At 43.4% G+C, this 12,738-nt stretch carries 10 protein-coding genes; 3 read left to right on the top strand and 7 right to left on the bottom strand.

The genetic code is table 11. The features are described from left to right. Nucleotides 1–101 precede the first annotated feature (101 nt). Nucleotides 102–2,228, top strand: coding sequence for a Tex family protein (locus tag DW103_RS00630; protein WP_122273735.1), 2,127 nt, complete (start codon nucleotides 102–104; stop codon nucleotides 2,226–2,228). Nucleotides 2,229–2,231: 3 nt separating this feature from the next. Beyond that, the gene (gene ybaK / locus DW103_RS00625; RefSeq protein ID WP_122273734.1) at nucleotides 2,232–2,708 is read left to right on the top strand and encodes a Cys-tRNA(Pro) deacylase; all 477 of its coding nucleotides are present in this window, start codon (nucleotides 2,232–2,234) and stop codon (nucleotides 2,706–2,708) included. Between the two features lie 172 nt (nucleotides 2,709–2,880). Here the strand turns inward: ybaK and DW103_RS00620 are convergent, their stop codons facing one another. The 7 genes from DW103_RS00620 to DW103_RS00590 form a co-directional block, all read right to left on the bottom strand. Beyond that, entirely contained in the window at nucleotides 2,881–3,282 is a 402-nt protein-coding gene (locus tag DW103_RS00620; protein ID WP_122273946.1) for a lipocalin-like domain-containing protein, read from the bottom strand. Between the two features lie 115 nt (nucleotides 3,283–3,397). Then, complete coding sequence (hisB, locus tag DW103_RS00615; RefSeq protein WP_199652931.1) at nucleotides 3,398–4,525, bottom strand: bifunctional histidinol-phosphatase/imidazoleglycerol-phosphate dehydratase HisB; 1,128 nt, start codon at nucleotides 4,523–4,525, stop codon at nucleotides 3,398–3,400. Nucleotides 4,526–4,528: 3 nt separating this feature from the next. Continuing rightward, a complete protein-coding gene (hisC, locus tag DW103_RS00610; protein ID WP_122273732.1) occupies nucleotides 4,529–5,560 on the bottom strand; it encodes a histidinol-phosphate transaminase in 1,032 nt (343 codons plus the stop codon). Then, a complete protein-coding gene (gene hisD / locus DW103_RS00605) occupies nucleotides 5,557–6,846 on the bottom strand; it encodes a histidinol dehydrogenase (protein WP_122273731.1) in 1,290 nt (429 codons plus the stop codon). Before hisD ends, hisC begins: the two co-directional genes overlap by 4 nt. A gap of 25 nt (nucleotides 6,847–6,871) precedes the next feature. Next, the gene (gene hisG, locus DW103_RS00600; protein ID WP_122273730.1) at nucleotides 6,872–7,723 is read right to left on the bottom strand and encodes an ATP phosphoribosyltransferase; all 852 of its coding nucleotides are present in this window, start codon (nucleotides 7,721–7,723) and stop codon (nucleotides 6,872–6,874) included. A 291-nt stretch (nucleotides 7,724–8,014) separates the two neighbouring features. After that, entirely contained in the window at nucleotides 8,015–8,470 is a 456-nt protein-coding gene (locus DW103_RS00595; RefSeq protein WP_122273729.1) for a DUF4268 domain-containing protein, read from the bottom strand. Nucleotides 8,471–8,492: 22 nt separating this feature from the next. Then, a complete protein-coding gene (locus tag DW103_RS00590; RefSeq protein WP_122273945.1) occupies nucleotides 8,493–11,357 on the bottom strand; it encodes a pitrilysin family protein in 2,865 nt (954 codons plus the stop codon). A 211-nt stretch (nucleotides 11,358–11,568) separates the two neighbouring features. Here DW103_RS00590 and DW103_RS00585 point away from each other — a divergent pair, with 211 nt between their 5' ends. Then, nucleotides 11,569–12,738 (top strand): mechanosensitive ion channel family protein, encoded by a 1,170-nt coding sequence (locus tag DW103_RS00585; RefSeq protein WP_122273728.1) that lies wholly within the window; start codon nucleotides 11,569–11,571, stop codon nucleotides 12,736–12,738.

The raw sequence follows: 12,738 nt of genomic DNA, 5'->3' as shown, positions 1-12,738 counted from the left end.
AACGAGAGTAACAAATATTTCCAGAAAGAACTCAATACCGGAAAGAAAAAATAAAACCAAACTCTTATCTTTGCGTTCCGAATAGAGAATACAAAAAAGATATGACAACATCATTCCATTCCCTTATCTCCCGCATTTTAAATATTCCGGAGAAACAAGTGGAAAAAACAATCGGTTTGCTGGACGAAGGTGCCACCATTCCTTTTATCAGCCGATACCGGAAAGAAGTTACCGGTGGCCTGGACGAAGTACAAATCGGTTCAATTAAAGACCAGTTAGACAAACTGACCGAACTCAAAAAACGAAAAGAAACGATACTGTCCTCTATCGAAGAGCAAGATAAACTGACCCCTGAGCTAAAAAAACGGATAGAAGAGTCATGGGACAGCACCGAAATAGAAGACCTTTACCTGCCATACAAGCCCAAACGGGTGACAAAAGCAGAAATCGCACGCAAAAAGGGATTAGAACCTTTAGCTAAAATCATAATGATGCAAAACGAGCCGAATCTGGCCGCACGCATCACCTCCTTCATCAAAGGGGAAGTGAAAAACGCAGCAGAAGCCCTGCAAGGCGCCCGCGACATCATCGCCGAGTGGATTAATGAAAATGAGGAGGCCCGGAACGCTGTCCGTAATTCATTTTCGCACACGGCCGTCATCACATCCAAAGTAATAAAAGGAAAAGAAGAAGAAGGCGCCAAATACCGGGACTATTTCGACTTCAGCGAGCCTTTGAACCGTGCCAGTTCCCACCGTCTGCTGGCATTACGCCGCGGAGAAGCGGAAGGTATCCTGCGGGTAAGTATCTCACCGGACACGGATAGCTGTATAGACCGCTTGAAACGCCGTTTCGTCCGTGGACGCGGTAAGACTTCCGAAGAAGTAGCCACAGCCGTTGACGATTCGTTCAAACGTTTGCTAAAACCATCCATAGAAACGGAATTTGCCAATTTAAGCAAAGCAAAAGCCGACGCGGAAGCCATCCGAGTCTTTGCCGAAAATCTCCGCCAGCTACTATTAGCCCCCCCCCTCGGACAAAAGCGCGTATTGGGTGTCGACCCGGGTTACCGCACCGGTTGTAAGCTGGTTTGCCTGGATGCGCAGGGAGCCTTGTTGCACAACGAAGCCATTTACCCGCATCCCCCTCAGAACGAAAAGAGCAAAGCTGCCGCAAAAGTCGCCCAATTGGTTTCGACGTATGCCATAGAAGCAATCGCCATAGGCAACGGTACTGCCAGCCGTGAAACGGAACAATTCATTACCAATATCCGTTACGACCGGAAAGTACAGGTTTTTGTCGTCAGCGAAAACGGTGCTTCCATTTATTCCGCCTCCAAGACAGCCCGCGACGAGTTTCCGGAATATGATGTTACCGTACGTGGAGCCGTCAGTATCGGCCGTCGCCTGATGGACCCGTTGGCCGAATTGGTAAAGATTGACCCTAAAAGTATCGGTGTCGGACAATACCAACATGACGTAGAGCAAGGAGCATTGAAAAAAAGCCTCGACCAGACGGTAGAAAGCTGCGTAAACCTTGTCGGAGTCAATGTTAATACAGCCAGCAAACACTTGTTGACTTATATCTCCGGCCTGGGACCTGCGTTGGCCCAAAATATTGTAGATTACCGTACCGAGCACGGACCTTTCAAATCCCGCAAAGAATTGATGAAAGTTCCCCGCATGGGCGAAAAGGCATTCGAACAAAGTGCCGGTTTCCTCCGCATCCAAGGAGGCAAAAATCCGTTGGACAACTCAGCCGTCCACCCTGAAAGTTATCCGATTGTAGAGCAAATGGCAAAAGACCTGAACTGTACGGTTGCCCAACTTATCGAGGACAAAGAGCTGAAAAAGAGACTGGACCTGAACGCATACGTAACCGGCAAGGTCGGAATGCCCACCCTTTTGGACATTATGGAGGAATTGGACAAACCGGGACGCGACCCGCGGCAAGCAATCCAGGTATTCTCATTCGACCCAACCGTGAAAACCATCGAAGATTTGAAAGAAGGCCAACTTCTTCCCGGCATTGTCACCAATATCACGAATTTCGGTTGTTTTGTAGATGTAGGCATCAAGGAAAACGGCTTGGTTCACATTTCGGAACTGGCAGACCGCTTCGTCAGCGACCCGACAGAGGTAGTATCCATGCACCAGCATGTCAAAGTGAAGGTTCTGAGCGTAGACCTCGTCCGCAAACGTGTACAACTCTCTATGAAAGGATTATAAACGATGAAGATTAATAAAACAAACGTAGCCCGCCTGTTGGATAAAGCCAAAATAGCTTACCAGCTGGTACCTTACGAAGTCGATGAAAATGATTTGAGCGCCACCCACGTAGCGGCGCAATTGGGAGAAGATGTAGCCCAAGTATTCAAAACACTTGTATTGCATGGGGACAAAAGCGGATATTTCGTCTGTGTCGTTCCGGGCGCCGATGAAGTGGATTTAAAGAAAGCGGCCAAAATTTCCGGCAATAAAAGTTGCGAAATGGTCCCCGTCAAGGAACTTTTGCCCCTGACCGGTTATATTCGCGGCGGCTGCTCTCCTATCGGCATGAAAAAACATTTCCCCACATATATCCATCAGACAGCCTTGGAATTCGACAAAATCTATGTCAGTGCCGGACAGCGCGGCTTGCAAATACAGGTATCTCCGGCCGATTTAATTCGGGAAGCACGGGCTACCGTCAGCGATATTACACAATAATAAATCGGGAAAAGCCATCGGATGCCCGAAATGGCGTTTTTCAAAACGAAAACACCATTTTCGATGCCAAAAACGCTGTTTTCAAAATGAAAACGCCATTTTCGATGCCCGAATCGCTGTTTTCAAAATGAAAACACCATTTTCATACATGTAAAAATGAAAAAACATTCCTTCAGAATTTCCGGAACGTATATTTTTTCCCTTCGCTGCTTAAGATTAATTGCTTGCCGGAGATTTTATCAATCGCATAAGTCCGTTTATCGGAAGTCCAGTCCGTCAAAGGAAGAAAATCACGAACCGGAGCGGGATTACTAACGATTTCCAACAAGATGGAATCTCCCGCTATTGTATTATAACCATACCTGAACTGATATTCGGAAGTGGAAGGCATATATATCTGATACATGAAAAGGGAATGTTCAAAATTGAAATACACGGTATCGACGGATTGCACGACACCATTCTCCTCCACTTGTTGCATTTGCCACTTCCCGAACAATTTATCCTGCTCGTCTTTGCTGCAAGAGACAAGCACAAAAACACCAAAGACTATAATTATCAGATTTCTTATCATATTATTTACCTTCATTTAACCGAAGCCCAAAGGAAAGGATTTATTTCGAAAGTCGCAAGTTAATTATCTCTATCGGCAGAGGCCCAGCATGAGGCGGTTCCCCTGCCGACAGGACTTACAGAAGGCCTTTCGTACTCGGAAGTTCATATTTGTAAATATCCCGGCGGATGGCCATTTTGATGGAACGGGCCAGTGCCTTGAAAATGCCCTCTATCTTATGATGTTCGTTCGTTCCCTCCGCCTTGATGTTCAAATTCATACGGGCGGCGTCACTCAAGCTCTTGAAGAAATGAAGAAACATCTCGGTAGGCATCTCTCCTATTTTCTCACGGTGGAACTCGGCATCCCAGACAAGCCAGGGGCGGCCTCCGAAATCGAGCGCCACACTACACAGGCAATCATCCATCGGTAACGTATAGCCATAACGCTCTATCCCCCGCTTGTCTCCTAAAGCTTTCAGCAAAGCCTCTCCCAGAGCGATAGCGGTATCTTCAATCGTATGATGTTCGTCGACTTCCAAATCTCCTTTTACTTCTACTGTCAGGTCGATACCGGAGTGCTTGCCGATTTGGTCGAGCATGTGGTCGAAAAAGCCGAGTCCGGTTGCTATCCGGGTCGTGCCATGACCATCCAAATTGACTTCCACGTAAATATCCGTTTCTTTCGTTGTACGTTGCACGACGGCACGACGTTCGCCGGCAAAAAGATATTCCGTTACCTTATCCCAATCGTCCGTAATCAGTACCGGCGAAAGAGCGGGATTTCCGGATAAAAGCTGCCGGGCTTCTTCATCAAAGGCATGTAACCATATTCCTTTTGCTCCCAAGTTGGCAGCCAATTGCATATCCGTCAGCCTATCCCCTACGACATAACTTTCCGCCAAATCATATTCTCCGGAAAGATAGTGGCCCAGCATTCCCGTACGCGGCTTGCGGTTCGGAGAGTTATCTTCCGGAAAAGAACGGTCTATCAAAATATCGTCGAAAAGGATACCTTCTCCTTCAAGTGTTTTCAGCATTTTATTGTGTGCCGGCCAGAAAGTATCTTCCGGGAAGGAAGAGGTTCCAAGCCCATCCTGATTCGTCACCATCACGAACTCGAAATCCAACTGCTTGCGTATAAAATACAGGTTGCGGAACACTTTCGGATAAAATTCCAGCTTTTCCAGACTATCCAGCTGATAATCGACGGGAGGTTCAATGACCAATGTCCCGTCCCTATCAATAAACAAGGCTCTTTTCATCATTTACAACTTTTTTAAAACAGCCAGCAAAGCGTCATTTTCTTTCGGAGTACCTACCGTGATGCGCAAGCAACCGCGACAGAGTGTAACATTGTTGCGATTACGGACAATCACCCCTTTTTTCACCAATGCTTTGTAAGTGGCGTTCGCATTTTCCACATCCGCCAGAATGAAATTAGCATCCGTCGGATAAATCTTATTCACACAATTCAACAGAGGCAACGCGGCCTGCAAACGTATGCGTTCGGAAAGGATGGAGCGCAATTGTTCCTTCATCCGTTCCTCATTATTCAGGATTTCCAAAGCTTGTTCCTGCGTCAGCATATTGACATTGTACGGATATTTTATTTTATTGAGGATTGCAATAATTTTAGGAGAAGCAAAAGCCATTCCCAAACGAATACCGGCAGCTCCCCAGGCTTTCGACAAAGTCTGCAAAACAATCAAATTCGGAAATCTCTCCAATTCGGAAAGGAAAGAAGGTTCCGATGAAAAATCAATATAAGCCTCATCGATTACGACTATTCCGGAAAAAGTATTCAATATCTTATAAAGCTTCTCTCTCTCCAGACTATTGCCCGTCGGGTTATTGGGCGAACAAAGATAGATGACTTTTACCCAAGCATTAGCCGCTTCCAATACGCGCTCGGCATCCAGCTCGAACGATTTGGTTAATTCCACTTTCCGAAATTCAACATTGTTGATATTGGCGGCAACTTCGTACATACCATACGAGGGGGCGATGCTGACGATACTGTCGATTGCCGGCTCGCAAAAAGCACGGATAATCAAGTCTATCGGCTCGTCACTCCCGTTTCCCAGAAAAATAGAATCAACTCCAACCCCTTTCAGTTCGGATATCCGGTCCTTCAACAAGAGCTGCATCGGGTCGGGATAACGGTTGTAAGGAGTATTATACGGATTTTCATTTGCATCCAGAAAAACAGATGCACTCCCATGAAATTCGTCTCTCGCCGACGAATAAGGCTGCATTTCCCAAATATTGGGTCTCACCAAGTCTTTTAAATCCTTCATATCGTCTTTAATCTGATTGTTACTGCATTACGATGGGCTTCCAGTTGTTCGTTGGCAGCCATTTCCTGAATAGTCGGGCCTAATTGCCGAATGCCGCCGGCTGTGATTTCCTGGAAGGTTATCTTTTTAATAAAACTATCCAGATTAACACCGCTATAGGCTTTTGCATAACCGTTAGTCGGTAATGTATGGTTTGTACCGGAAGCATAATCACCCGCACTCTCGGGAGTGTAAGGTCCCATAAAAACACTTCCTGCATTTTCCACCTGTCCGGCAATATCGGTATAATCGGCAGTTTGGATAATCAAGTGCTCGGGTGCATATAAATTCGTGAAGTCTATTATTTCCTGTCGATTCTTCAAGACAATGATACGACTGTGTTTCAAAGCCTTTTCCGTAATTTCCTGACGGGGCAATTGTTTCAATTGTTCCCGGATAGCACTGATAACATTCTCCACAATACTTTCAGCAGCTGTCACCAACATTGCCTGACTGTCGGCACCATGTTCGGCCTGGGAAAGAAAATCAGCCGCGATAAAATCCGGATTCACCGTTTCGTCGGCAATCACTTCCACTTCCGAAGGGCCGGCCGGCATATCAATGGCGACTTCTTTCAGGCTAACCAACTGTTTAGCGGCTGTCACATACTGATTACCGGGACCGAATATTTTATATACCTTGGGAACAGTTTCCGTTCCATACGCCATTGCTGCAATAGCCTGTATACCTCCTATTTTGAAGATTTTACTTACGCCGGCTGTTTCCGCAGCAAAAAGAATTGCCGGATGCACTTTTCCTTCCTTATTCGGTGGCGTACAAAGTACGATTTCCTTGCAACCGGCAATACGTGCCGGAACTGCCAGCATCAGGACTGTGGAGAAAAGAGGAGCTGTCCCACCCGGAATATACAGACCCACTTTCTCGATGGCCACCGCTTTCTGCCAGCAAACAACACCCGGAGCTGTTTCGACCTTCTTTCCTGTAAAACACTGAGAAGCGTGAAAAGTTTCAATATTATTCTTTGCCGTACGGATAGCCTGCTTCAATTCTTCGGAAATCAAATTTCGGGCTGCGGCTATTTCTTCTTCCGAAACCTGAAGTTCACGGAAAGTCGAGAGTTCCACTTTATCAAATTTCTCTTCGTAACGTTTGACGGCTGCATCCCCTTCCGTCCGAACCTCGTTCAATACGGTACGAACCGTATCAAACAAAGTCGTAACATCCAATGCCGGCCTTCCGGCCAATGCCGGCCATTCGCTTCTTGGCGGATATTTTATTACTTCCATTATTTCTTTAATTGGGTCTTACAAATTAAAGTATCATCTTTTCAATCGGAATAACCAGTATGCCTTGTGCACCTAAAGATTTAAGCTTGCCGATGATTTCCCAAAACTGCTTTTCCGCAATTACGGATTGCACGGAAACCCAGTTTTCATCAGCCAACGGCGTAATAGTCGGACTTTTCATGCCCGGCAATACTTCAACAATTTCTTTCATCTTATCCTTCGGGGCATTCAGCAATACATATTTCTTGCCTTCCGCCTCTTGGATAGCTTCGAAACGGAATAAAAGCTCATCCAAGATTTCCTGTTTTTCAGCCGAAAGATTATTATTGGCAATCAACAGAGCTTCACTTTGCATGATTACTTCTACTTCCTTCAATTGATTGCTGACCAATGTGCTGCCGGAACTTACAATATCGAAAATAGCATCCGCCAATCCGATACCGGGAGCAATTTCCACGGAGCCGCTGATGACATGCAAATCGGCATTCACACCTTTCTCCTTCAGATAAGAAGCCAAAATCTCCGGATAAGAAGTTGCGATTGTCTTTCCTTCAAACCATTCTACGCCCTGATACTCTTCCTCCTTTGGAATAGCCAGAGATAAACGGCATTTACTGAATCCCAGACGTTTTACCAGTTTGGCCTCTTGCCCTTTTTCCACATATTCATTTTCACCGACAATACCGATATCAGCCACGCCATTGGCTACAGACTGAGGGATATCATCATCACGTAAAAATAAAACTTCCACTGGAAATCCTTTAGCTGACAACAACAGAATACGTTTTCCTCTGTTCAATTTAATACCGGCTTCTTCCAACAGAAGCATTGTCTCATCGTATAAACGACCTTTCGATTGTACTGCAATTCGTAACATCTTATTTTGTTTTTATAAATATACAATTTAAATAATCCCTTCCGGAAATAAAAAAGGCTCACCGCATAACGGCAAGCCTTATTCATTATCTTTATATGTACCACATATCAAACAGCCCACCGAACTATTGCCCGTTGTAATGATGATGGTGATGATGCAGTACTATTCTTTTCATTTGTTATTTTATTTACGCTGCAAAGTTACAATAATAATTGGATTTGCAAGAAAATCTTACAAAAGATTACCAATAGATGCTGTTTTTTTGTTATGGGGAACAATTTTACACAGATACTATTCTCTTAAATATTCGGCAATCGACATAAAATTGCGTTCCAACAAAAACATCTGACTTGCCATAAAAGTAAAAAACATTCCCCAATCGCCACGACGGTGGAAATCAATACCTCGCTTTTCCGTATAGATACGAGCAACCTGTTTACCCGTATCACGGACAAAACAGATATCCCAAATCAAACCTTCCGGGAAATCCTTTTCCAACGTTTCCTTATACCAAGTCAGACGTTCGAACATTTCCAGCCTCTCCTCTTCTATCCGGTGATTGACTTCCAGAATAACAAATGCTCCGTCACGCGTCGCATCAAATTTCAATTCTACCCCTTTTACCTTCGTATTGTACAACGTCCATATTTTCCTACGTCCTTTCAGATAAGGTTGTACCTCGCAGAATGCAGCGAAACTTTCCCAAAATTCCAGCTTCAGGTTTTTCAGTTCGTCTTTACTATACATGTTGCCAGTCGGGAATTGAATATTAGTTATAGATTTCTTTCTTTTTCACCTTAATGATTGTTCCGAATGATGCCAGCTTATCCATATCAATCCGTCTCTCATTCCCGGCAATCACGTAAACAATGGGACGATTGCTGATGTTTTCACGATAAAAACGGGCAATATCATCCATATCCATGGTTGCAATATCATTTAATAGTTCTTCTCCCGGGTCACTTTCAAAACCATCCATCCGGTAATCAGCTACTTTTTCCGATAAAGTACGAAATGAAGGGAAATCATTATTTAATTGATTTGTAACTGTTTGTTTGACAGCTTCCATTTTTTCCGGTTTTAATGGCATTTCCCGGATAAGCGAATGTAAAATGCCTAATGCATCAAGGGTTTTGTCAGCCTGCGTAGAAAGAATAGTGGTAAATTCACCAGGTTTACCTTTATGGGCATTTGAAGGTAAGCGATAACGTCCACTTGCCCGATAAGCATACGAACGGAACTCGCGGATTTCCTGAAACATCAGAGACGACATATCACCTCCGAAATAGACGGAAAACAGGCGGGAAGCATGACGGGAATGTTTATCATCTACCGCATTACCTTTTACATAACTATAAATAATACTCTGTGACGCATCCGGCATATTGACAAAATAAACGAATGGTTTATCGTAGCTCTGTAATTCCTGGATATAGGGTGAATGAGAAGCAACAGTTATATCCTCCAACGGAATATGTTGCTTGATTAGAGTTATCACTTTATCCGAAGGCAACGTACCACAATAATGCAAATTACATTCCACCCGACGGACTCTATCGAAAATATCCAACAAGTCTTTACCTTTTAATTTCTTTATTTGTGCCAGCGAAAGTTTTTTCAGGTATCGCGACTGTTCTCCGTATCTTACCTTTTCCAGCAGAGCATTTGCTACATTATCGCTCGACTTAAAGAACGCCTTCTGAGTTACTTTCGCATCATCTACAAGTTGACGGATTTTTTTATCGTCGGCTTTCGCATGAAGGAGAAAATCACCAGCAAGTGCAACTGTCTCGTCAATATGATTATCAAACCCGGTTATTTTAATTATAAAATGATCCGTTGTCACATCAAATGAAATCGTACTACCGATAGCTTGCAAGCGTGTACGGAATTGGTCGAACGTAAGCGAATCTGTTCCCAGGAATTGCAAATAATTAGCAAGTTGCATCAATTTAGGCTGCTCTAGGAAACCTATCCCAAATGACAGATTCAGAGTAAAAATATCATTCAATGGATTCGGGGTTGCATACAATGTAACCAACGGAGTCAGCTGTGAAATCTGCACATCCTTTTTAAAGTCAATGAAACGAGGTTTCACCGGCTCTATCGGTATCTGCTCCAACTGCTTGGCATATTCGGAAGAAGCTTCGGCATGCTTCGGGACAACCGGAGCAAAGTCCGGTTTAGGCAAATTATCCTTCGGATATTTTCCGGTACTCTTCGTTACGCATAAATAATTCTTACTGAAATATTTAGTAGCAATCCGCATAATATCCTCTTTCGTTATGGATTCAATCTTCGACACTTCCTCCAGATAATCCCCCCAATTCTTTCCTTGTGAAAACAGATTCATCATAATAGTTGCCCGCGAATCTATATTCTCCAGCGCGGATGCATACAAGCGTTTCTGTTCCAACTTCAGACTGTTGAAAGTTTCATCGCTGAAATCTCCTTTCTTTATTCTTTCTATCTGGTTCCAGACCATCTTTTCGGCCGACGCATACGATTGAATGATTGGTTTCGGAATAGCTGCCACGGCTAAAATTCCTGCTTCATTCATACTCTCGTTCATAGCAATAGCTCCCAATAGTTTATGGTCCACCATCAACTTATCCAGAAATCCCGTTCCATTAGCATTATTCAATAAATTCACAGCTATCTTCAGCGCTACCTGGTCTTCATGATTAGCCGGAACACCCCTGAATCCCAGTCCCATCGCTTTCAGAAAAGGAATGGGAAACTTCACTTTCATCTTTTCCTTTCCCTTGAACGGAGGAAGAGAGACCACTTTTTTATCGGGAGCTTCGCCCGGACGAATTCGTGAGAATGTTCTCTGCAAAATAGGCAAAACTTTTTCCGTCTCGAAATCCCCGCTCAGGATTAATGCCATATTCGATGCTACGTAATATTCGTCGAAAAACTTACGCATTTCCGTTAAGCTCGGATTTTTTAGATTCTTCGTACTGCCAATGATAGGATAAGCATACGGATGCGGACGAAAATAGCGGGACAACAAAGTGTCCATAACCTGTCCTCCTATAAAATCACCGTACATATTTTTCTCCTCATATACAGTTTCCAACTCGCTCTGGAAAAGACGAAAGACAGGATTCACCAACCGTTCGCTGTTTATTTCCGCCCATTGCGCCATATACTGAGGAGAAAATGTATTGAAATAAATTGTTGCATCATAAGAGGTAGCAGCATTCAGGCCGGAACCACCATATTGAGTAATCAGGCGATTAAATTCGTTCGGGATTACATAATCAGACGAACGAATACTCAACTCGTTTATTTCCCGTTGCAAACGTGCACGCTTTACAACATCTTCGGTAGCCGCCAATTCATCATATTTCATAACAATCGAGTCCAAAAGAACTTTTTCCGCATCATAATCGAGTGTTCCGATACGATCAGTCCCTTTAAACATCATGTGTTCAAAATAGTGCGCAATTCCAGTATCCGGGCAATCTTTCGCACCAGCTTTCACTACCACCGCACCAAATATTTTCGGTTGGCTATGATCTTCATTCAACCAAACGGTTAATCCATTATCTAACTTATATTCATCCACACGGAGAGTTTTCAGGTTCTCAGCCTGCATTTGATAAGAGCAACATGCACATAACATCATCAATATCATTAATTTCATTGAAATATCAATCAACTGTAATACAAATGACAAATATACAGACTTCCTGTAGCTTATCAAATCTTTAACTATATATTTTTAACAATTCCATATAAACTTTCTCTTAAACAAAAGACCCTTATTTCCCTACAAATATTTTTGACATAAACCAAATCAATCAATAAATGTTATTTATCATAAAACAGAATATGATATGATAAACTTAGGAAGCTGGATGAACGGAATCCTGATTGGTTGGGGAGTAGACCCGAAGTTTGCCAATACTTTTGATGAAGCAATAATTGCAGTTTTACTATTGATACTTGCCGTCGGGATAGATTATTTATGCCAATCCATCTTTGTCGGTAGTATGCGAAAACTGGCACAGCACACCCATTATCAGTGGGACACATTGCTTATCAAACGAAAAGTCATACACAACCTTGTGCATACTATTCCCGGAATACTTGTATATGCCTTATTGCCTATGGCTTTCATCCGCGGAAAAGGGTTATTAGCCATCTCCCAAAAGATTTGTGCGGTTTATATAGTATTCGTCCTATTGCTGGCTATTAATGGTTTTATCTTGGTCATACTCGACCTTTACAATCAAAAACAGGTAAACCGGAACAGACCCATAAAAGGCTTTATGCAAGTTTTACAGGTATTGGCTTTTTTCGTTGGGGGTATCGTTATTATCGGAATCATGATAGGTAAATCGCCCACTACATTGTTCGCCGGACTTGGAGCCTCGGCCGCTATCCTGATGCTGGTGTTCAAAGATACAATTTTAGGATTTGTAGCCGGTATACAACTATCAGCCAACGATATGCTTCGCCCCGGCGATTGGGTAACGGTTCCCGGCTCCAATGCAAACGGTATCGTACAAGAAATCACACTAAATACCGTTAAAATCCAAAACTTTGATAATACAATATCTACTATTCCTCCCTATACGCTGGTCAATAATTCATTCCAGAACTGGCGCGGAATGGTGGAATCCGGTGGCCGGAGAGTCATGAAATCTATCTTTTTGGATTTAAATACAATCACATTCTGCACACCGGAAATGCTCGATACTTTCCGGAAAGAAATTCCCCTTCTTGCCGACTATAAGCCGGATGATGGGGTTATACCCACCAATTCGCAGATATTTCGTATTTATATAGAAAAATATCTGAACAGTCTACCAGTTGTGAATACAGACCTCGACCTTATTATCAGCCAATTGCAATCGACAGAATACGGGGTACCTATCCAAATCTACTTTTTCTCCCGCAACAAAGTATGGAAAGAATACGAGCGTATCCAATCGGACATCTTCGACCATATCTTTGCAATGGTTCCTAAGTTTAATCTGAAAGTATATCAGTATTCCAATTGA

Origin of the sequence: Parabacteroides sp. AM08-6 (assembly GCF_003473295.1) — a bacterium.
Classification (GTDB): Bacteria; Bacteroidota; Bacteroidia; order Bacteroidales; family Tannerellaceae; genus Parabacteroides.
Note: the sequence above shows the minus strand (reverse complement) of the source record. Positions and strands in the feature narration are given on the sequence as shown.